General features: G+C 45.1%; 15 protein-coding genes, 11 tRNA genes and 1 rRNA gene. 3 read left to right on the top strand and 24 right to left on the bottom strand.

Features of this window, described 5'->3' with window-relative positions; genetic code table 11:
- Positions 1–64 precede the first annotated feature (64 nt).
- Entirely contained in the window at positions 65–1,069 is a 1,005-nt protein-coding gene (locus G3352_RS26860; protein ID WP_163761191.1) for a helix-turn-helix transcriptional regulator, read from the top strand.
- Between the two features lie 68 nt (positions 1,070–1,137).
- On the opposite strand, the gene G3352_RS26855 is transcribed toward G3352_RS26860, so the two are convergent.
- Positions 1,138–2,331, bottom strand: coding sequence for an MFS transporter (locus G3352_RS26855; protein WP_163761190.1), 1,194 nt, complete (start codon positions 2,329–2,331; stop codon positions 1,138–1,140).
- Between the two features lies 1 nt (position 2,332).
- Here G3352_RS26855 and G3352_RS26850 point away from each other — a divergent pair, with 1 nt between their 5' ends.
- Together G3352_RS26850 and G3352_RS26845 are read left to right on the top strand one after the other, a co-directional pair.
- Entirely contained in the window at positions 2,333–3,184 is an 852-nt protein-coding gene (locus tag G3352_RS26850) for a LysR substrate-binding domain-containing protein (protein ID WP_163761211.1), read from the top strand.
- A gap of 24 nt (positions 3,185–3,208) precedes the next feature.
- The gene (locus tag G3352_RS26845; protein WP_163761189.1) at positions 3,209–3,883 is read left to right on the top strand and encodes a VOC family protein; all 675 of its coding nucleotides are present in this window, start codon (positions 3,209–3,211) and stop codon (positions 3,881–3,883) included.
- Between the two features lie 301 nt (positions 3,884–4,184).
- Here G3352_RS26845 and G3352_RS26840 read toward each other — a convergent pair whose 3' ends face one another.
- The 23 genes from G3352_RS26840 to rrf form a co-directional block, all read right to left on the bottom strand.
- Positions 4,185–5,360: an MFS transporter gene (locus tag G3352_RS26840; RefSeq protein ID WP_163761188.1), complete on the bottom strand. Its 1,176-nt coding sequence runs from the start codon at positions 5,358–5,360 to the stop codon at positions 4,185–4,187.
- A gap of 65 nt (positions 5,361–5,425) precedes the next feature.
- Entirely contained in the window at positions 5,426–6,205 is a 780-nt protein-coding gene (locus G3352_RS26835) for a dienelactone hydrolase family protein (protein ID WP_163761187.1), read from the bottom strand.
- A 31-nt stretch (positions 6,206–6,236) separates the two neighbouring features.
- Positions 6,237–7,103 (bottom strand): aldo/keto reductase, encoded by an 867-nt coding sequence (locus G3352_RS26830; protein ID WP_163761186.1) that lies wholly within the window; start codon positions 7,101–7,103, stop codon positions 6,237–6,239.
- Between the two features lie 355 nt (positions 7,104–7,458).
- Positions 7,459–7,746, bottom strand: a complete 288-nt coding sequence (locus tag G3352_RS26825; RefSeq protein WP_163761185.1) for a winged helix-turn-helix domain-containing protein — start codon at positions 7,744–7,746, stop codon at positions 7,459–7,461.
- A gap of 782 nt (positions 7,747–8,528) precedes the next feature.
- Positions 8,529–10,361 (bottom strand): glutamine--fructose-6-phosphate transaminase (isomerizing), encoded by a 1,833-nt coding sequence (glmS, locus tag G3352_RS26820; protein WP_163761184.1) that lies wholly within the window; start codon positions 10,359–10,361, stop codon positions 8,529–8,531.
- Positions 10,362–11,103: 742 nt separating this feature from the next.
- Positions 11,104–12,444: a phosphoglucosamine mutase gene (glmM, locus tag G3352_RS26815; protein WP_163761183.1), complete on the bottom strand. Its 1,341-nt coding sequence runs from the start codon at positions 12,442–12,444 to the stop codon at positions 11,104–11,106.
- A 76-nt stretch (positions 12,445–12,520) separates the two neighbouring features.
- The gene (locus tag G3352_RS26810) at positions 12,521–14,002 is read right to left on the bottom strand and encodes a CdaR family protein (protein WP_163761182.1); all 1,482 of its coding nucleotides are present in this window, start codon (positions 14,000–14,002) and stop codon (positions 12,521–12,523) included.
- A complete protein-coding gene (cdaA, locus tag G3352_RS26805; RefSeq protein WP_063567044.1) occupies positions 13,995–14,834 on the bottom strand; it encodes a diadenylate cyclase CdaA in 840 nt (279 codons plus the stop codon). The genes G3352_RS26810 and cdaA overlap by 8 nt, the downstream gene beginning before the upstream one ends.
- A 424-nt stretch (positions 14,835–15,258) precedes the next feature.
- Positions 15,259–15,873 carry a zf-HC2 domain-containing protein gene (locus G3352_RS26800; RefSeq protein ID WP_062329949.1) on the bottom strand — a complete coding sequence of 205 codons (615 nt, stop codon included), beginning with the start codon at positions 15,871–15,873 and terminating at the stop codon, positions 15,259–15,261.
- 135 nt (positions 15,874–16,008) lie between these two features.
- Positions 16,009–16,575 carry an RNA polymerase sigma factor SigW gene (sigW, locus tag G3352_RS26795; RefSeq protein WP_036614044.1) on the bottom strand — a complete coding sequence of 189 codons (567 nt, stop codon included), beginning with the start codon at positions 16,573–16,575 and terminating at the stop codon, positions 16,009–16,011.
- Between the two features lie 255 nt (positions 16,576–16,830).
- Complete coding sequence (gene ppc / locus G3352_RS26790) at positions 16,831–19,623, bottom strand: phosphoenolpyruvate carboxylase (protein WP_163761181.1); 2,793 nt, start codon at positions 19,621–19,623, stop codon at positions 16,831–16,833.
- A 574-nt stretch (positions 19,624–20,197) separates the two neighbouring features.
- A tRNA-Gly gene (locus G3352_RS26785) sits at positions 20,198–20,268 on the bottom strand.
- 9 nt (positions 20,269–20,277) lie between these two features.
- Positions 20,278–20,351 (bottom strand) — tRNA-Pro (locus G3352_RS26780).
- A gap of 16 nt (positions 20,352–20,367) precedes the next feature.
- Positions 20,368–20,444 (bottom strand) — tRNA-Arg (locus G3352_RS26775).
- A 6-nt stretch (positions 20,445–20,450) separates the two neighbouring features.
- A tRNA-Gly gene (locus tag G3352_RS26770) sits at positions 20,451–20,525 on the bottom strand.
- An 8-nt stretch (positions 20,526–20,533) separates the two neighbouring features.
- Positions 20,534–20,615, bottom strand: a tRNA-Leu gene (locus G3352_RS26765).
- 6 nt (positions 20,616–20,621) lie between these two features.
- Positions 20,622–20,697: transfer RNA gene (locus G3352_RS26760), tRNA-Lys, on the bottom strand.
- Between the two features lie 16 nt (positions 20,698–20,713).
- Positions 20,714–20,788, bottom strand: a tRNA-Gln gene (locus G3352_RS26755).
- 10 nt (positions 20,789–20,798) lie between these two features.
- A tRNA-Val gene (locus tag G3352_RS26750) sits at positions 20,799–20,874 on the bottom strand.
- A gap of 123 nt (positions 20,875–20,997) precedes the next feature.
- Positions 20,998–21,069: transfer RNA gene (locus G3352_RS26745), tRNA-Glu, on the bottom strand.
- Between the two features lie 10 nt (positions 21,070–21,079).
- Positions 21,080–21,152: transfer RNA gene (locus G3352_RS26740), tRNA-Thr, on the bottom strand.
- A 3-nt stretch (positions 21,153–21,155) separates the two neighbouring features.
- A tRNA-Asn gene (locus G3352_RS26735) sits at positions 21,156–21,231 on the bottom strand.
- Between the two features lie 84 nt (positions 21,232–21,315).
- Positions 21,316–21,432: ribosomal RNA gene (gene rrf, locus G3352_RS26730) — 5S ribosomal RNA — on the bottom strand.
- Between the last annotated feature and the right edge of the window lie 158 nt (positions 21,433–21,590).

The following is a 21,590-nucleotide window of genomic DNA, read 5'->3' as shown; positions in this document are numbered from 1 at the left end:
TGGATTACACTGTTTACTATAACGAAAAAAGGTGCCAACTCATGGCACCATTGAGAGGTTTTTTATGAAAAAATCAGAACGCATGAACCAGATGCTGCGCTTTATCAATCAAAAACAACACTTCACCCTGCAAGATCTCATGCAGGAGTTTCAGATATCCAAGAGAACTGCATTACGAGACATCGCGTCATTGGAGGAAATCGGTGCTCCCATTTATGCCGAATACGGACGTTATGGCGGGTATCGTTTGCTTCAGCAGATGCAGCTGCCCCCCATTTCGTTTAATACGAGTGAGCTTCATGCTCTCTACTTTGCGATGCAGGCATTACGCAGCTTTACCAACCTACCCTTTCAGGTCTCTTTTCGTTCCATCCACGAGAAGTTTCTATGTGCCCTTTCCGAAAACCAGAGACAGAATATTGAGCAAATCCAGCATCGGGTCTCTTTCCGACATACCGAGCAAATCCGGGATAGTGAGCATCTGGAGTTTCTATTGATGGCCGCTGTACAGAATATAGTGATACAGATTACGTATCAACATATTCGCAGCAGTAGTAGTAACCCATATTACAGCTCAAATTCCGACAAACCCAAGCCCAGCATACGCACCATTCAGCCCATCGCCCTCTATGCCATGAAAGGCTACTGGTATTGCCAGGCGTATGATCTCGATAAACAGGCGTACCGTGTGTTCCGATGTGACCGAATCACCTCATCCGAGGCGACAGACATCGAACCTATACCACATATTAATGAACTCAATATACAGGATACCCATTCTTTATGGAAACCATCAGTGAGCGCCATCCCATTCAAATGTCTGATCAATGAAGCCGGGGTTGAGCTGTTTCAGCAAGAACAGTTTCCATCCATGCGGATCATTAACGAATCTGGAACTGATACTGGACAAACTGGATACGCCTATTTAGTCGGTTCATATGAAGCCCATGAGCTTGAGTTCATCATTCGCTATCTCGCAAACTTTGGTAAGTCCATTAAGATCTTGGAGCCTGAAACCTTAAAGGAATCCTTAAGACAGCACTATCTGGATTTGCTTGAAAATGTTTAACTATTGCCACCCCAAATAACCGCTTGATGTTTACGACCTCATCGCACATCAATATCAATCTTTTTTCGTCAAACTCTGGACTCTGATTTATCATGAACCGTTGGAAAGCTTTTTTTATTGCCTATCGCCAACTGAACTATGATTTGCAGCACGATGATTATTGCCAGACCATAGAACGCTTGGACAAAGCTGCCTGTGGTATCATGGAGCCAACCGATCGCCAGTGGACCGAGCGCGCCCAGAATGTAACCGCCCGATTGAGTCATGGCTGACCAGGCGCTGGCTTCCTGAGCGTTATTCGTCTCATCAATAGGCAGCATCAGAGCGATCGGAAACAGTCCCCCGGCACCAATGCCAAGTGGGATTACGGCCAGCCAAGGACTGACGGACAGGTTCAGCATTAAGACACCTATCAACTCCATTAACGCACATCCAACAAGCCAGAATACACGTCTTTGGTAACGGTGAACGAGCATTGGAATGAATAACGTAGACGGCAATGAAATTAACGTAAATAACGTTTGGATGCTTCCGGCAGTCTCTTTCGTATATCCCTGGCTCTGGATCGCAGGCGCAAGCCATGCAGTCAATGAATAGAAGATCGCTGCCATCAGTCCGAAGAACAATGTCAGTACCCATGCTCGACTATTTTTCACTGGAAGAGCTTCAACGTTCATAGCTGAAATCTGCCCCAATTGTCGATCCTTACGTGCTGACAAGGCTAATTTCATCCAGACGGGCAAAGCAATGACGGCGATCAATGCCCAAATCGCTAACGATCCCTTCCACGAACCCCCCAGGAGATTTTGAAGGGGAACCGATAATCCAACACTAATGCTGGCCCCTACAACCATTGCTGTAGAGTAGAGCCCCACCATGGCAGCAACTCGCGTAGGAAAGTATTGCTTGATAAAGCTGGACAACAACGGACCGGCCAATGCAATCCCTACTCCGGATAGAAATGAAGTAAACATCATTAAAGGCGTTGCACCTACAAACAACCGCAATGCCGTACCTGTTCCAATGAGGATTAAAGCCAAAACGATTGCGCCCTCATTCCCCCACCTCCTGCTCAGCTTTACGGAAAAAGGAGCGAATATACCCATACATAATACAGGAAGCGTAGTTAACAGACTTGCAGTAATTCCGCTAATACTCAAATCACTTTGTATGGTACTCATTAAGGGAGAAATGGATGTAATAGGTGGTCGCAAATTCAATGAAGCCAGAATAAGCGCCAGGACGATATAAAATAGTTTCACTATAGATCACCTGGAACTCCATTTCACACGTGCAGCAGATAAAATCGGCATTTCTCAACCTACCTTAAGTCAACAAATTCGAGCGTTGGAGGATGAGTTGGGCGTTCCCTTATTCGACCGGGTGGGCAAAAAAATTGTGATGACTCAGGCGGGAACTTTGTTCCTGGAGCATTGTATACAAATGGTTCGCCATTTACAGAATACCCAGGATGCGTTAGCTGAATTTCGTAATGATCAACGAGGCAAGCTGGTGATTGGAGTCCTACCGTCGGATTTGGACTACCGTCTTACTCCGTTGCTCGTTAATTTTCATGCCCATTTTCCCAAAGTGAAATTAAAGGTTGTTTCTTCGATTTATGTATTGAATCAAGTGTTGGATAACGAAGTCGACATCGGCATCGAGCTTACTTCGATTACCGATGATCGTCTTGTTCGCATTCCTTTGTGCAGCGAGGAATACGTACTCGTCGTTTCGGAGAACCACGCTTGGGCTGAACGAAATGAGATTGGAATTAAAGAACTTCGCGATATTCAGACCGTAATGTTCCCGGAAGGGTTCACAGGCAGAGAACTGGTTGATGGCTATTGCCGCAAATATGGCTTTACCTTGAATACAATCATGGAGACAAGTTCGGCAACCTCTATTATTAGTCTGGTCAAAGCTAACGTTGGCGGAACAGTGCTACCATATCCACTGATCAAGGCAATGAATGAACCGACACTACGCATCATCCGAATTACGGACGATGCCCCTTACCGTCATTTTGAGATCATTCATCGGTCCGACCGTTACCTGACCCAATCTGCCAAAGCATTTATTGAGAAAACCATTGATTATTTTAATCAAGGATAAGTTTTCAGAGGGAGAGTGACTTGAATGCAAATAAAAGAGGTTAACAAGTTCACAGATCAAATGGAGGCCATGAAGCTGTTTTACGGTACGTTAATGGAGTTGGAGCTACTGGAGGATAGTACATCGGCCGTATCGTTCCGCGCAGGAGATTCGATCCTTTCATTTCAGCAAACTTCTGGTCAGGAAAAGCCCTTCTATCATGTCGCATTTACGATTCCGACAAACCAACTGCCTGAAGCCAGGAAGTGGGTTCAAGATCGAAACATCTCTTTGCTTTCCAAGGACGATAAAGATGAGTTCTATTTCCCCTACTGGGATGCGACTGCTTTCTATTTCTATGACCCGAGTGGTAATTTGATGGAGTTCATCGCTCACCATTCGTTGCATAATGCAGTCGAAGAAACCTTTGATTCCAGGCAGCTGCTATGCATTAGCGAGATTGGTCTGCCTGTCGATGATGTACCCGATACCATAAGCAAAATGAATGGGCAGTATCACCTTGAACCCTTTGCTGGAGACGGAAAACAATTTGCCCCGATCGGTGACGCAGAAGGCATGTTTATTGTAATCGACAAAAAGATGCCCTGGTTCCCAGACAGGCGTATGCCTGGTGTATTTGCCACTGAGGTAAAAGTTGAAACTGGACAGACTGGGAACATTTCGTTGCAGAATGGTTTGTACTCTATTGATTCAAATTAAATTGGAGAGTCGTGGACTGATTCCCCCTATATTCAACTGAAAGGGATTAGCTCTCTTCTCACAGATAAAAATGCCTTTATATTTAGATGGTCATGACACAAATAATTTAATTTGATTATTTGTCCATAGCAAAAGGTCCTGATGACTGTTTTGTCATCAGGAACCTTTACTTAAACATTATGATTTAACATCATTGTCAGGTGTAAAAATCTCGGAACATTCTGGAAACACCGAAGATACTATTAAAAAAGGTGGGAATCATTTTGCTAACTTATTTCACCCCTGTTCCCTCATGCCCCTTTCATCGTTTAGATTTAAACCCGTACTTTTTCGCTTTCCATGCGACGAACATAGCCAAAATTAACAAAACAAATCCTACCCACGGGAATGAAGACATCCCTGCCGTATTAAGTAATATTCCACCTGCGGCACCACCACAAGCAATAGCAAAATTCCATGTGGTTGAGCTCAACGACAATGCGATATCTACAGCCTGATCATCCACAGCTTCAGCAATTGCAGTCTGTAAGAGTGATGCTGCGCCACCGAATACAAATCCCCACAGAATGATAGCTACATAGATGCCAACCGGTAAGTTGCTACTGATACTAAATAGAACGGTAACTAAAATAAATGCTATTAAACTCCCAATTACTAAGGGACGTAAGTAACGATCAATTAACCTACCTATTAAAAAGGTACTCACGATCGAAGCAATACCATATATGAGCAATATGAATTCGATCTGATTGAAGCCTACAGAAGCTAGCAATGGAGAAATATAGGTATAGAGTATATTGTGAGCTGTCATCCAAGCCAAAACGACAAACAATACGGAACGTACTCCAGGTGTTCTGAAAACACTCCAAACCGAAACTGAACTTTTATCAGACTGCCCTGGAAAATCAGGCAATTTCCATAAAATCCATCCTATTAGAACAGCGGCAACCAAGGACACAACTCCAAATAAACTGCGCCAACCAATAAAAGAACTAAGAAATGTTCCGAGAGGCAAACCAAAGGTCAATGCAATAGGAATCCCCATCATAGCGATCGACACGGCACGGCCTTTTAGTTCATCTGATACCATACGTCTCGCATATCCTGTAAGCATTCCCCATACAACACCTGCCGCTACACCTGCAAAAAAGCGAGCAATCAGAGTTAATATATAGATAGATGATATGGCCGTAATCGTGTTAAAAACAAAGAAAATGCCGACAGTCAGTAATAGAAGCGATCGACGTCTCCAATTTCGAGTTGCTGTGATGATCGGGACAGCACCTAATACCGAACCGATCGCATAAAATGTGGTCAATTGACCCGCCATACTTTGTGAAACACCGAGACCTTGGCTTAATTGAGGCAGCAAACCGGCCGGCAGGATCTCTGATAGCAACGCGAGAAAACCTGTCATTGCCAAGGCTAAGAGTCCCGCTATTGGAAGTCGTTTGGCGGCATTTGCATTTGTGTTCATTTTCTTCCCCCTAAATACTTTTTCAGAATGAATATTAATATAAGATTATTGCTTCTCTAGACGAATCAAATCGAATGCATATCCAGCTTTTCGTCAAACCAGATTAATGTACGATACCACGCATCCTGAGCTGCTACTGGATGATAGCTCTGCCGTTCATTACAGAAGAATCCGTGATCGGCTTCCGGATAATAAAAAATCGTATGGTCGTTGTTAGAAGCATTCAATGCTTGATCCACTTGCTCTACGACTTCTTTCGGAATCCCTCGATCCATTCCTCCAAAGAAGCCTAGTATAGGCACCTTGATCTGATTCGTTCTCTCCACCGGAGCAACCGGAAATTGAGGATTTCGAGAAGTCAGCCCCCCACCGTAATAGACAACAGACGTTTTAATTCTGTCGGAGAAATGGCTGGCAGTAAAGTAGGAAAGCATGCCTCCTATACAGTAACCGATGACACCAACTCTCGTTTTGTCGGCACCTTCCAGATCGGCAATATAGTCAAGAGATGCCTGAATGTCACCCATTGTTCTCTCCTCATTCAGCGGCTCTCGGGCACTGGCACTTGCTGGATATTCTGTATAGGCGAAGGTTTGCCATAGTCCCGTACGATAATACAAATCAGGCGAAACGACGACATAGCCTTGTGCGGCAAAACGACGGGCTACATCCTGAATGTGACTGGTAACGCCAAATGCTTCTTGAATTAAAAGAATGACAGGCAGATTCGATTTTGAAACTCCTTTTGGTCTGACGATGAACAAAGGAATTTCTGTAGGAGAGCCGTCAGCCGGGTCCCGCTTGGTGAAGACTTTTTCTGATACTACTTCTGTAGGTAATAGCATGAACAACACACTCCTTTTTTTCAGTGAAACCTTACTTTAATTGTGAAAGGGTATTGAAATCTTCATCGCTGAGCGTAATACCGGCTGCGGCAATATTCTCCTCCAAGTGCGAGACGGTCGAAGTCCCCGGAATTGGCAGCATAACCGGTGAACGTTTTAACAGCCAGGCAAGCGCGAGTTGAGCGGGCTTCGCATTCAGTCGCACAGCCATTTCATCAAGCGGACTTCCCTCACGTGCAAGCGCGCCCGTCGCCAGTGGAAACCAAGGAATGAAGGCGATGCCCTTCGCTTCTGCGTATTCGAGCACCGGCTCCGAATCACGTTTCACTAGGTTATACAAGTTTTGCACGGAAGCGATCGGTGTGATTTTCTCCGCTGCTCTCAATTGATCCACCGTGACTTCGCTGAGACCAATATGCCGAATTTTCCCTTCTTCCTTCAGAAGTGCCAGCTCGCCAAGCTGTTCTTCGATCGGTACTTTAGGATCGATTCGGTGCAGCTGCATGAGATCGATACGTTCGAGTCCCAGATGACGCAAGCTCAGTTCGACCTGTTGACGTATGTATTCGGGACGCCCAACCGGGAGCCATTCGTCCGGTCCTGGACGCGTGAGGCCAGCTTTTGTGGCGATCACAAGATCTTCGTTGTATGGATGAAGAGCCTGTTTGATCAGTCGCTCGGAGACGAAGGGCCCATAGGAATCAGCGGTATCGATGAATGTGACGCCAAGCTCTACCGATCGCTGCAGAACACGCAGGGCTTCCTCCGGATCGGCGGGATCACCCCATACTCCTGGGCCTGTCAATTGCATCGTCCCATAGCCTAACCGGTTAACCTGAAGATCTATTCCTATTTTTATATTGCCGGAAGCGGCTGCCGTAATTTGTTGCTTTGACATTTCAATTCCTCCTTTTTTTTAAGATCTTCTCCATCTTGGATAGTACGATTTCTTGCAAGATCCGGAAAACCCTATCAATACTGGCCATCCCTGACTCCTGCTACTAGCCTTCGAAAATCATCCATACTCCGTTGATGTGCCAGAGCAGTTCAAATTAGCTCCAACGATCTTACAACACTTAGATACTTGTCAAAGTATCTCATTGAGATTTATTTTTGTCAAGTTATTCGATCAAATATAATTTGATTAACAATGTATCGCATACATACGCGCTTAAACGAACGCAAAAAACCCCCTCATGGAACATGAGGGGGCACAGATGAATATTTAAATTGAATTCAATCGGGGTGTTTCTTCAATTCGCATCAATTTTCGAGAGTCTATCCAAATAAGTGCGAAGAGTATCGGATTGCAGAACAAGATTTTTAAATTTGCCTTCGCGTATGACATGGATTAACCCTGCCGTCTCCAACTCTTTAATATGGTGAGACATGGTTGGTGCACTTACGTTATGGTTATTTTGAAGTATGCTGCAGGCAAGGGGGGCTTTTGAAGCGCCGATTTCTTTAAGCATCTGGTAACGTCTCGGCTCGGCAAGAGCGCGGGAAATTAACGTAAACTGATGATCTGATAATTCAGTCATGAAAACTTCGCTCCTTTCTTGGATTTCGTCTGCTGAAAGATTAACACAATTATAGCACATTTCAAACTTCTCAAAACAATCGATGGCGGTTTCTGTAAGCTTGAGGGCGAGACGAGGCAATTAGTGAAGCAGAAATTCGGTTTTCACAGAATTAGATAAGTGCTTTAGTTTGCAGTCGGAACTATATTATCTAGAGAAATACTATGACCTGTTCCTGTTGGTATGATCATTCATAATTATGTATTGTACATAACAATGCTGCTTACGCAGGAAAGTCACGTGCAGCTTCAACCACTTCATTTTTGCATACTGTAAACTTCCATTAACAATATTCACTATCTTTATACCTCATCTTCATAACTTAAGTAGAAAATCGGTTTTGTTGGTAGCATTCGCTTATCTTAAAAAGAGCATGAGTTTAGCAAGTCAGACGCCTATACGATACAGAAAATTTTCAATCATTTTGGGTCTCATATTCAAACTTGTAATTTCCGAATACGTCTATCCGCTCCCCTACAGTTTAAAAGTCATCCCCTATTTAAAAATACAGAAAGTCCTGTTGACTTAGAGTCAACAGGACAAATAATCTTATCAGAAATTATTTAGTTACTGGTAGCAGCAATATTTGATTGATTTATCAACCAGAATGTTAACGTACAATAACACAGTAAATAAACAATTAATACGAGAACATTCGTAAGAATAAAAAAGTCCCGATGACATATTAAATATCATCGGGACTATTCTTTCATTTCAGTGATTTAAAAATTAAAATTAATCCCTTACTCTACCGTTACGCTTTTCGCCAAGTTACGTGGTTTATCCACATCGTGGCCCAGTGCCAGGGAAGCGTAGTAGGCAAGCAATTGCAATGCTACAACAGACAGAGCCGGGCTAAGCAGTGGCAACGTCTTAGGAATCGCAAACGCTTGGTCAACGGATTTCAGCAATGGTGCCACGTGCTCTTCGTACGTAATTGCCAGTACGTCTGCACCACGTGCTTTCACTTCTTTGATATTGCTCACAGTTTTCTCCAGAACGTTCTCCTGCGTTGCCAGAGCAATGACAGGGATACCGTCCTCGATCAATGCGAGCGTACCATGTTTCAACTCACCCGCAGCATACGCTTCGGAGTGAATATAAGAGATCTCTTTCAGTTTCAACGATCCTTCTTGTGCTACTGCATAATCCAGACCGCGGCCGATGAAGAAGAGATGTTCATGTTTAGAGATTTGCTCTGCATATCCTTTAATAGCTTCCGCTTGCTCCAGCATGGATTCAACTTGCTCAGGCAATGCTTGCATTGCTGCGAGCGTGTGAACAATCTCTTCTGCTGTTTGTGTGCCACGAACTTGTGCAAGGTACAGACCCAGCAGGTTGAACGCGATCAATTGCGAAGTGTACGCTTTAGTGGAAGCTACAGCAATTTCAGGTCCTGCCAGTGTTGCAATCACATCGTCCGCATCACGTGCAATGGAGCTACCTACAACGTTAGTGATGGCGAGTACATGTGCACCATTTGACTGTGCTTCGCGCAGTGCAGCAAGTGTATCAGCCGTTTCACCGGATTGGCTCACCACGATCACAAGTGTATCTTTGCTTACGATCGGGGAACGATAGCGGTATTCGGAAGCAACATCTGTTTCTACCGGAATACGTACCAGTTGCTCGATTACAGTACGTCCAACCAGACCTGCATGGTACGCTGTACCACAAGCGATGATTTGAACGTTACGAATATTTTTAATTTGCTCTTCTGTCATTTTCAACTCAGGAAGTTGAACTTTTTTGCCTTCATTGTCGATGCGACCCAGCATTGTATCACGATATGCTTTTGGTTGCTCATGAATTTCTTTCAACATGAAGTGCTCGAATCCGCCTTTTTCTGCAGTTACAGCATCCCAATCGACACGAATCATTTCCCGAGAAATAAAGTTACCTTCAATCGTCATCAATTCGACAGCATCATGTGTCAAAACAGCCATCTCACCGTCATTCAGAATGTACACGTTACGTGTATGTTCCAGAATTGCCGGGATGTCGGAACCAATGAAGTTCTCGCCTTCACCAATACCAATAATCAATGGGCTTGCTTGACGCACAGCTACGAGTTTCTCAGGCTCATGCTCTGTCAATACACCCAGTGCGAATGCGCCACGCAACAACTTGATCACTTTTTGCACTGTTTTAACGATATCACCATTGTATTCACGTGCGATCAGGTGAGAAATAACCTCAGTATCTGTCTCGGAAGTGAACGTGTGGCCTTGAGCCATCAATTCGTCCTTCAGATCCAGATAGTTCTCAATAATACCGTTATGCACAACAGAGAACTTCTGGCTTCCATCCGTGTGTGGATGAGAGTTCTCATCCGATGGTTTACCATGAGTTGCCCAACGTGTGTGTCCGATTCCGGCATTGCCTACCAGTGGTGCTCCATCCAGCTTAGCTTCAAGGTTCGCAAGACGACCAAGAGCTTTCGTGATTTGCAGACCTTCCGGTGTGAATACCGCGATACCTGCAGAATCATAACCACGATACTCGAGTTTCTTCAAGCCTTCGACCAATACCGATTGAGTGTTCTTATTACCAATATATCCAACAATACCGCACATAGTTTATTTCCTCCGTTTGTATATGAATACTGTGTCACGAAGAGAAACAGGCTGGCACGGCATATCGAAAAAATGAAAATGATTGCCTAACGTATCATGAAAACTTTCAATTATTCAATTATCAATGATCAGAGCAGCCTCTTGCCGCTCCGCAGTCATAAGCTGTTATTAGATGCAATCATGAATGTACATCATTTTCCCGTCCGCGCACTGTTCACGCTCTTCGCGCACATTCATTTGAATTTTAGTTGAATCTTGCACCTACCGGCGCGTTGTGTGGACAGTCACCCATCCATTTTCCGCAATCCGGTTTACGGCTCTGGTGCATCACCGGGAGGTCCCCGCCGAACAATCCGAACACCTCCACCTCGTCAGCTTGATTGCCGTTGATTTAGATCAGTAACATCTTCATGGTTTCAAGATTCGTACTGTTCAAAATACTTCCCGCGCAACTTCAAGCTCTGGCGCTTGTGTAACTAGTACCTTACGATCCTCACTTTCTGTGTCTGAATGACGACTCCACTCATTATATGCACGTCAGGTTCATTTTGCAATGGAGCAAAGTACCTGTGACAATTTCGGCATATTTACCCACAATCCCGACCAGATAAACAGACCCATGGTCTCACTAGGCCGGGACGTAGGAATATGGGTTTGTATGGCATAAACCCTGTTAGATTAAACCTTATGAGACAGTGATTCCCTTGAAACAACCGTGTTTGGAAGGCCTATAGATCAGGTCCTATACCAGTTCTTTTTGCACAACATCTGCAATTTGAGATACGAATTGTTCAAGTTCATCTTTATCTGGTCCTTCCGCCATAACGCGGATCAAGGATTCGGTCCCGGACGCACGAACAAGTACACGTCCATTATCGCCCAGATGCTGCTCCACTGTAGCAATAGCTTGCTCAATCGCAGAATTGCCCTCGTATTTACTCTTATCTTCAACACGCACGTTCACCAATACTTGTGGATACTGGGTCATCAGCGCCTTAAGTTCACTCAGTTTTTTACCGGAAGCCTTCATCGTGTCCACAAGCTGAATCGCTGTCAGCATACCGTCGCCTGTTGTGTTGTAATCCAAGAAAATAACATGACCGGATTGCTCTCCACCCAGGTTATAACCCCCACGGCGCATTTCTTCCATCACATAACGGTCACCCACAGCAGTCTTAGCTGTTTTCAGTGCCAGTTTCTCCGTTGCTTTGTAGAATCCAATGTTACTCATTACGGTAGATACTACGGTATTGTCTTTCAGCTTGCCTGCACGATTCATCGCATCACCACAGATGCACAGAATGAAGTCACCATCAACCTCAGCTCCTGTCTCATCAATAGCAATCAGACGATCCGCATCCCCGTCAAAAGCAAGGCCCAGATCCGCATTATGTTTCAGCACCTCTTTTTTCAAATGCTCCGGGTGAGTTGATCCGCATTGCTCATTGATATTCAGGCCGTTAGGCTCAGCGCCAATGGCAATGACTTCTGCACCAAGTTCTCTGAACAATTTGGGTGCGAGCTCATAAGCTGCTCCGTTAGCACAGTCCAGAACAATTTTGAGTCCTGAGAACGATTCATTTACCGTTGTTTTCAGGTAGTCCAAATAGCGATAACGGGATTCTTCATCCACAGTAACGGTCCCCAAACCACCACCTACAGGGCGCGGCAATTGATCCGTTTCTGCATCCATCAGTTCTTCGATCCGGTTCTCCGTCTCATCGGACAGCTTGAAGCCATCTCCCCCGAAAAATTTGATTCCGTTATCCTCAACCGGATTGTGAGATGCCGAAATCATTACCCCTGCATCGGCTTTCAGCAGACGAGCAATATACGCCACTCCAGGAGTGGATACAACACCCAGACGAATTACATCGGCGCCAATGGACAGCAAACCTGCAACCAGTGCGGATTCCAGCATAAGCCCCGAGATTCGGGTATCCATACCGATAACCACTTTTGGTCTTTCCACACCGCCTGCAAGCACATAACCACCACAACGTCCGATGCTGTAAGCCAGCTCCGCCGTTAATTCTTTATTGGCAACACCTCTTACGCCGTCTGTACCAAAATATTTCCCCATGATCTAACTCCTTCTATTCGCATCATATAAGAGCATAAAACGTTATTTTAAAAATTTCTGATCTGAACATTTTCTATTACGGATTGGAGCCACTATTACTGCTAACGCTGTTATTGGAGTTACCTCGACTGGTGTTCCCCTGCTGGCTCTGCTCCTGATTGTCCGTATTCGATTCTGTTTCTTCTTCTCCAGGAGCAGTTTCGGTATCCCCATTCTCGACTTCGGCTGGTGAAGGATCAGGCCCCAGCGTTTCTTCATCACTCGGCTCCTCGCCGGGAGCAACCGTCGTATCATCAGCCTTTTCGCTAATTTTGACGGTAGCGCTCAGATCGACTGATGATTCATCCAGTTTAGCAAAACGAGGCAAGTCAGCCTCAAGCTTTATTTCATGCGTGCCTACCGCAAGTCCAGCAAGATCTGCAGTCAGCTTGATATCATCACTACTTAGACCTTCAAGCATCGTTGAAGAACCTCTAAGCGTAATATTCAAGCCACCACTTTTGGGAGTAACCAGTGTCCCTTCCAGCCCGTTCCCCGCGTCAGTAAGCGTAATGGGTACGTTCGGAAAGACTTTGGTCGTCTCCTGAAGCTCATCGTAAGGCGATACCGTCACCTTAAGCTGAATCGAACTAGGCTCGATTTTCTCAAAACCGGGAGGCGGCGTCAAGTCCACGTTAACTGTAGACGTTCCTGCCTCATTGAACTGTGTAAGATCAAGGGTTACTTGGTCGTAGGACTGTATACCCGCAAGCGCATCCTCTGTTCCGTAAACCGAGACTTCTTTCACGCTTGGTTCAACCGTGGAGAGCACCATCCCCTCCGGCAGCTGTCCCGAATATTTGATTCTTAAGGGCACAGTTGTATAGGGCTGACTGACCGGAATACGGACTTCAACGGTTTCTGGTGTAACAATCGCATTTTCAATGACCTTGCCTTCGGCATCGTATGCCTGAAGCTTCACTTTTTTCTGCGTTACGTCATCCTTCGCATCCTTCACGCTCACACTGCCCTGAACCTTCGCTACGGCGTCAAGCTGCCCTTCCGGCAGAGTTACCTTAACTGGCCCTGAAGGTTCAACAACGGGCGTTCCAGCGTTATATCCGGCGGATGGTTCTCCTTCGGGTACAATATTCACATTGAAGGATTTGGTGCCCAATTTCTCCACGTTGACCGTAACCATGGAAGGCTCCATGCTGACTACCTCAACCCCGGAAGGCAGATCGGGTACTAGCGGTAACGTATTGGACCCATCTTTCACCTGACTAAGATCCACTAGCACCTTATAATCATCATTCGTAAAAATCGAAGTTAACATCGAACGTTGCCCTTTAATCTCCAGACGCACCTCATCCGTACTTAATGAAGTAAGTACATAGGAGTTACTGTCGAGTCCATAAGGCTGAACAGGCACAGTACGCTCCACAACCTTATTAGTTGTCCCTGTCGTGATCGTTGGCGTAGTTGGTACTTCATCCAGATGTATCATGAACCAGAGCAACAAACTCACCGCTAAAGCGAGAATCTTGGCAAAATTGTTGTTATTGAACCATTTATCCATTTTTACGTCCCCCCTTCCGTTTCCAGAAGGTAGTCCAACCATTCTTTTTAGTCAGATTGGATGTTGGACGCAGTTCTTCGTACAGTTTGGCAATCAACGATTCTTCCTTAATATCACGAACAACCTGTCCATTCATCGCAAGCGACACTTGTCCCGTCTCCTCCGAAACAACCAAACAGATCGCATCTGCAACCTCAGTAATCCCAATTGCTGCACGGTGACGCGTTCCTAGCTCTTTGCTAATAAACGGATTCTCGGACAAAGGCAAATAACAGGCTGCCGCCGAAATCTGTTTGCCCTGTATAATGACGGCTCCATCATGGAGCGGTGTATTCGGAATAAAAATGTTAATCATCAGCTCTGAGCTAACCAGAGATTGCATCTGAATGCCGGACTCCGTGTAATCGTTCAGACCTGTTTCTCGTTCAAATACAACCAGTGCACCAATTTTACGTCGTGACAAATAATTTACGGACTTAATAATCTCACCAATTAAAACCGTTAATTCTTCATCACTTGCTGCTGCCGAGCGTCCAAACAGTTTACCTCTACCCAATTGCTCCAGACCACGGCGCAGTTCCGGTTGAAAGATAATAAAGACCGCAACGACACCAAACGTAAACATCTGGTTCATCAGCCATTTGAGCGTATACAGGTTTAGCCACGTACTTAGTGCCCAGATCACTACAAGGAACAGAATACCTTTAAGCAGCTGAACCGCTCGGGTGCCCCGTACAAGCAAAATCAATTTGTACATAATATAGGTAACGATCAATATATCGATAACGTCCTTAATGGACTCTTTCCACGTTAAGTCAGCAAAATAGTTCATAAGCCAGCCCCCGCTATCCCCATTGATGAGTAAACCCTGCTCTCATATTAACCCATTAGGATTTAATTAATCCTTTATCGCATTTGCATAATCCATTCAGACTCACTCTCAGGTACAAAAGTTGGCCAGAAACGAACACTCTGATCTAATCAGCGTAAAGACGAACAGAATCATTTCGATCTATAATTTGCTGATTGAAAGACGCTCTTTGGATTTATGCAAAAAGCTTATCTATATGTAGTAGTATGTTCTCTTTAGTATCTAGGTTATAACGTTAACGTTCATGTTGCAAGTTACGGGAGTCACAAACTGCGCATAAACAACACAAATCCCATAAATTACAAAGTTATCAGATAAAAAAAGAGTACCCCAGCAATCTGGAGGTACCCTGCTTGGTGTATACCATTGAAGAATTTACCCTGTTTTAGCGATAAGCCACTTCATTTACCATATTGGTTATTTTGTACCAGAACCAGTCCAGCGCCTGATCAATACTTTTCACCTGACCGGAAATATGTGCCGTTGAAGCCTGATACAACTGTCCGTCGATGACCGTAAGATTGCCATTTACATCACCGTATACCTGAGCAGTTCCATTCTCTATCGTAAGATCGCCAGCAATGGACTTGCCCTCCGGAACAATAACCGTGTTTCCTTCAATCACGATCTGGTCCAGATTATTTCCCTTAACGACCATTTCGTTATTCTGATTCCAGAAATTCCAGGCGCTAAAGAGCATCACGACCAAAAAGAAGGCTGCCGCCGTCAGCGCGGGATGTCCTTTGACCCATTTGAGCCATACTTGCTGTCTCTTGGGCTGGGGCAGAGCATTCATAATTCGATTGGTCAGCTCATCCGAGGCAGACGGTGAATAGTGTTTCATGGCAAAGAGTAGCATTTCCGTCTGTTCCAACTCTTTAAAGCGCATGCGACAATCCGGACAGGTCACAAGGTGACTTTTCAGTTCAACCTTCTGGGCCGGGGACAACGACTCATCCAAACATTCATGCATTAAAGAGACGGCCGAGTTGCAATCCATATGAGAGCCAATCCTTTCTTAGATCACTTAGTCCTTGCATTGCCAAAAAGCACGCATAAGACTTGCATACATTACATACGCATCCGTTTCGGATATGTTTCAAATAATTTCGCCCAAAATACAGACGTTTTACATTTATAACTTATACTCCAGTTTTTTACGCAAAAAATCACGGCCCCGATGAACACGAGTCTTAATCGTTGTTACGGGCATACCTGTCACATCACTGATTTCCTGTAGCGACAAGTCCTGTAAATATCTTAAAATCATGACTGATTTATACTTGGCCGGCAAACTGTCAATCGCTTCACGGATTAGTGTCTGCGTTTCAGACAAAAGTGCTTCACTCTCTGGTGTACGATCATCGCTTGGAAGCATTGCATAACCATCAGATCCTTCCTGATCATTCAGCTCTGCATCCAATGAATAAGAAGGTTTCTTCCGCCGTAAGCGGTCAATACACAGATTGGTTGCAATCCGGTATATCCAGGTTGAGAACTTCTGGTTCGGATCATACTTCTCCATATTGCGAAACACACGTAAAAACGTCTCCTGTACAACGTCTTCAGCTTCATGACGATTGTTCAGCATCCGGTATGCCAGATGAAACAGCTTGTCCTTGTATAATTCAACGATTTCTGCAAAGGCTCGCTGGTCACCCTTCAGTACCAGCTTAATAAGCCTGTTCTCCAAATTGTCCACCCTTATTCCCCCAGACATGCTGATGGGTCTTCCGCCTTCTGATACCCGTCCACACTTGTAATTCACCAATCAAATCGTAAATCAACTTTGGTCAAAAATCAAGACTGTGCCGGAAAATAACCGCCAAAAACAGTAAAAACGGGAACTCCCGAAGGAGTCCCGTTTCATCTCTCACTCATGCCGAGGAAAGAATTAGGCTTTTACTATCTATATGGCTAGAAAATTCACTTCATATATTGTTAAGCAGGTTAATGATCAGCCCGTATTCCGAAGTCCTGCAGCAATGCCGTTAATTGTAAGCAGCACTTCACGCAGCAACTCTGTGTCATCCTCGCCACGCTCACGCATGTCTCTGAGCTCACTCAGAAGTTGGACCTGCATGTAGGACAAAGGATCGACATACGGATTACGAAGTCGGATTGACTCTTGAATCACCGGTACATCGTCCAGAATTTCAGCTTCTCCCGTAATTTTCAGAATCAGCTCTTTGGTAAGTTTGAATTCAGATTCAATCTGACCATAGATGCGATCACGTGCTTCCTCATTGGAAGTCATGGCCGAGTATTCCTTCGCAATAACCAGATCTGCTTTGGCAACAGCCATCTGCACCGTATCAATTAGTGTACGGAAGAATGGGAAGTTTTCATACATTTCTTTCAGGACAACCAGATTTTCTTCTTTATCCTGATAGTAACTTTGAAGTCCCGTTCCTGCCGCATACCATGCGGGAAGCAGATAACGACTTTGGGTCCAGGCAAATACCCAAGGGATCGCTCTCAGATCTTCGAACTTGTCGCTGTTTTTCCGTTTGGATGGACGTGAACCAATATTCAGTTCCCCAACCTCAGGCAGCGGTGTCGATTCCTTGAAGAAAGTAAAGAAGTCTGGATCACGGAAGATGAGATCCTGGTATTTTGTCAGGGATACTTCGGAAATATCTTTGATGATGCTGTCCCACTGACGCTCTGAGTCCGACTCTTGCGGCTCCAGACCGTTTAGAGCAGCTGTAATCAAAGCCGATGTAGCCTGCTCAAGACTGCGGTATGCAATTCCCTGAAGGGAATAACGGGAAGAGATAACCTCACCCTGCTCTGTAATCTTGATGCCCCCACCAATGGTGTGTGGTGGTTGAGCAAGAATACTGCGGTTGAGAGGCATGCCCCCACGTCCAAGCGCTCCACCTCTACCATGGAAGAACTTCAGTTTAACGCCGTGTTTATTACCAACAGCGGTGATAGCATTCATCGCTACGCGCAGTTCCCAGTTGGCTGTAACAACCCCGCCATCCTTGTTGCTGTCCGAGTAACCCAACATGATTTCATGCAGTTCATTCCGTCCACTCACACTTGCGCGATATACCGGAAGGTTGAACAGCTTCTCCATAATTTCCGAAGCGGCATGAAGATCATCAATCGTTTCAAACAATGGAACCGCTTGAAGCGTAGATACCACTTCACCGTTATGCTCTTTGCGGAACAAACCTACTTCTTTGGCAAATACCATAACCTCAAGCAGATCACTTGCTCCTTGGGTCATACTAATCAGGTAGCTTGTGATACAGCCGGTCCCAAACTCGCTCTGAGCACGTTTGATCGTACGGAATACATCCAGAGTTTCTTTGGTCCCCTCAGTGTATTGGTGATAAGGGGAAGTCAGCGGACGAGGATCATCCAGCAAACGAGCCAGCAAATCGATTTTGCCATCTTCCGTCAAACGAGCATAGTCTTCTACGATGTTCATCTTGGCCAAAATCTCCGACATCGCATTTTCATGCTCTTTGCTGTGCTGACGCACATCCAATGCAGCTGTATGGAAACCGAACAACTCCACTTGACGAATCATTTTGCGAATGGTGGTATCTGCTACATAGTCCGCAAAATGATGACGTAGGCTGCGATCGATAATCATCAGATCATCCATCAGTCCTTGAGCGCTGTCATAGCGGTCAGGCTGTCCTACTTTGTTCTCATCCAGAACATTGTTCAGCTTGGCAATCATATAAGCCAATTTAATACGATATGGCTCTTTTTCATTCCGCCACATGTCCACTTTTTTCAACGTTACACAACTACGGTCTTGCTCAATCGACTGCACCAGCTCATCCGATACGTGGATGATGTTCGTGCTGAAGCTGAGATGTCCCATAAGTTCAATCATAATCCGTTGATACTCACGTAAAGCGAGCTTACGCTGCATCAACAGTGTCTGCCATGTTACATCTGAAGTTACCGAAGGATTTCCATCCCGGTCTCCACCGATCCAGGAACCGAACCGCAAATACGTCGGCACATGCCAGTCATGGTCAGGATAAAATTTATTCAGGCAGCGTTCAAGCTCCTGGTATACATCCGGAAGTACATGGAACAACGTTTCATGAAAGTAATACATTCCGTTCCGTACTTCATCAAGCACAGTCGGTTTACGGTCACGAAGCTCATCAGTCTGCCATAGAGTAATGACTTCATTCAGCAGCTTCTCCCGCAACTGCTCACGTTCACGCAACGTCAGCGTAGGATTATCAAGTGACATGACATCTTCGGATATCCGTTTGTGGATGTCCAGTATAACCCGACGCATGGCTTCGGTTGGATGAGCTGTCATCACCAATTCCAGCGATAAATCTTCTAGAATATCCTCTACTTCCGTGTGAGACAGTCCACGTTCCTTCAGATCTTGTACTGCTTTTTCAATCGATCCTGGCTGCACAGCGTCCCCTGCAGAACGTTCATAATCCCGTTTACGCCGGATCCGATGGTTTTGTTCAGCAATGTTAACTAATTGAAAATAAATCGCAAAAGCTCGAATCACCTGATGTCGATTTTCCGAGTCTAATTCCTGGATCATCGTTTTGAACTCTGCATAAAGTTCTGGCAAGAACTCTGCACGCAACGATTTGCTCGTTTCCCGAATCTTCTCAACGATATCTAGAAGCTCCGTGCCTCCTTGATGGACAAGAACTTCTCCGAGTATATTGCCCAGGAACCGCACGTCTCGCCGAAGCAGGTTGTTGGATTGGCTTTTGCTGGCGGTTACCATAGTTTCAGTCATGCTTATCCTCCCATCTGATCGTTCCATTCGTACACGTAAATTTGACACCTTCATAACATCATACAATAAATTGGTACGAAAATCTTTATTTTTCTACTAGTAAAAATGGGGATTTACCCTGATTTACAGCACAAAAACACGCTTTATTATTCATTTTCTTGTTCTGCTTCGATTAATGGTCAAATGCTGTCGCATGATACCTTTTTCACGTACTTTTCATTACTCGAATAACTCATACCTATTCTTAATTTTTCATAAATATACAGTTAGACTGGGAATGTTCGTTGCACCTGAATGGATTTGTATCTGCATGTTTTCCATTATTACAAACCAGACGAAACATAAAGAAACATGACCGGCAAAGCAAGCTTTTGTATACTTTATCACAGTGACGCAATAAATTAAAGAGTGTTTTTATAATTTTTGATTCTTTTAGCAGAAATTAATGAAGGGGTCGGAGGTATTCTTTCACTTATCAAACGAATATAGGGGAGATTGGTATAATAATGAGATGTTGTTTCTATAAATAAAAGAAAAGCCCCTGTATATACAGAGACTTTTCAATGAATCATGAAGCGGGTGATGGGAATCGAACCCACGCTATTAGCTTGGAAGGCTAAAGTTCTACCATTGAACTACACCCGCAAATAAAAATCGGGATGACACGATTTGAACATGCGACCCCCTGGTCCCAAACCAGGTGCTCTACCAAGCTGAGCTACATCCCGATACTTATGAAAATAATGGCGCGCCCTGAGAGATTCGAACTCCCGGCCTTTTGATTCGTAGTCAAACGCTCTATCCAGCTGAGCTAAGGGCGCAAATATTGGAGCGGAAGACGGGAATCGAACCCGCGACCCTCGCCTTGGCAAGGCGATGCTCTACCGCTGAGCCACTTCCGCAAAACCTATGCGCGTGGAGGGACTTGAACCCCCACGTCGTGAAACGCTAGATCCTAAGTCTAGTGCGTCTGCCAATTCCGCCACACGCGCATGTAATGGTGAGTCATGAAGGGCTCGAACCTTCGACACCCTGATTAAAAGTCAGGTGCTCTACCAACTGAGCTAATGACTCAAACTAAAAACTAAAATGGCTGGGGATATAGGATTTGAACCTATGCATGACGGAGTCAAAGTCCGTTGCCTTACCGCTTGGCTAATCCCCATTAAGTTAAGTGGTGGAGGCTGAGGGGATCGAACCCCCGACCCTCTGCTTGTAAGGCAGATGCTCTCCCAGCTGAGCTAAGCCTCCATCCTATGACCCGTAGGGGATACTCTCACTTCGTTCGAGACTGCGAAGCCATTGCTAACGAAGTTTATCCTCCGACGAACCTTTGGGATTCTCATCCCTTTTTTAAGCTAATAAATATAGCTATGACCCGTAGGGGATTCGAACCCCTGTTACCTCCGTGAAAGGGAGGTGTCTTAACCCCTTGACCAACGGGCCCCATTTCCAAAGCTCTCAACCGGGATCGAACCGGTGACCTCATCCTTACCATGGATGCACTCTACCTACTGAGCTATGAGAGCAAATGGCTCCCCGAACAGGGCTCGAACCTGTGACAACTCGATTAACAGTCGAGTGCTCTACCAACTGAGCTATCAGGGAATAATATGCATTTGCAGTGCAAATGCATTTCATCATACAACGTTAACATGCAGAGCCTGTTTTCTATGTAGGATGAAAGAGTTCGCTTGGCGGCGTCCTACTCTCCCAGGACCCTGCGGTCCAAGTACCATCGGCGCTAGAGGGCTTAACGGTCGTGTTCGGGATGGGTACGTGTGGAACCCCTCCGCCATCGCCACCAAACGCGATTTGTCGAAGCATAGCTTCTTGAAATCATTGTGGAACTGAAAATCATACACACATTCTGTGATGTACCAATTTTCATTTCAGAGTTTATTCTCTGAAAACTAGATCCGAAACGAAATTTGCGACTTACAACTTGCATATTGGATAAGCCCTCG

Origin of the sequence: Paenibacillus sp. ALJ109b (genome assembly GCF_010747435.1) — a bacterium.
Taxonomy (GTDB): domain Bacteria; phylum Bacillota; class Bacilli; order Paenibacillales; family Paenibacillaceae; genus Paenibacillus; species Paenibacillus taichungensis.
This window is presented reverse-complemented; position numbering and strand designations above follow the sequence as displayed.

Excerpts from the sequence above, each read along its gene's own strand:
- G3352_RS26860 (WP_163761191.1), top strand. The coding sequence starts at position 65 with ATGAAAAAATCAGAACGCATGAACCAGATGCTGCGCTTTATCAATCAA.
- G3352_RS26810 (WP_163761182.1), bottom strand. The coding sequence starts at position 14,002 with ATGGATAAATGGTTCAATAACAACAATTTTGCCAAGATTCTCGCTTTA.
- ppc (WP_163761181.1), bottom strand. The coding sequence starts at position 19,623 with ATGACTGAAACTATGGTAACCGCCAGCAAAAGCCAATCCAACAACCTG.
- G3352_RS26825 (WP_163761185.1), bottom strand. The coding sequence starts at position 7,746 with ATGACTGAATTATCAGATCATCAGTTTACGTTAATTTCCCGCGCTCTT.
- cdaA (WP_063567044.1), bottom strand. The coding sequence starts at position 14,834 with ATGAACTATTTTGCTGACTTAACGTGGAAAGAGTCCATTAAGGACGTT.
- glmS (WP_163761184.1), bottom strand. The coding sequence starts at position 10,361 with ATGTGCGGTATTGTTGGATATATTGGTAATAAGAACACTCAATCGGTA.
- G3352_RS26840 (WP_163761188.1), bottom strand. The coding sequence starts at position 5,360 with ATGAACACAAATGCAAATGCCGCCAAACGACTTCCAATAGCGGGACTC.
- G3352_RS26800 (WP_062329949.1), bottom strand. The coding sequence starts at position 15,873 with ATGGATTGCAACTCGGCCGTCTCTTTAATGCATGAATGTTTGGATGAG.
- G3352_RS26830 (WP_163761186.1), bottom strand. The coding sequence starts at position 7,103 with ATGTCAAAGCAACAAATTACGGCAGCCGCTTCCGGCAATATAAAAATA.
- G3352_RS26845 (WP_163761189.1), top strand. The coding sequence starts at position 3,209 with ATGCAAATAAAAGAGGTTAACAAGTTCACAGATCAAATGGAGGCCATG.
- glmM (WP_163761183.1), bottom strand. The coding sequence starts at position 12,444 with ATGGGGAAATATTTTGGTACAGACGGCGTAAGAGGTGTTGCCAATAAA.
- G3352_RS26835 (WP_163761187.1), bottom strand. The coding sequence starts at position 6,205 with ATGCTATTACCTACAGAAGTAGTATCAGAAAAAGTCTTCACCAAGCGG.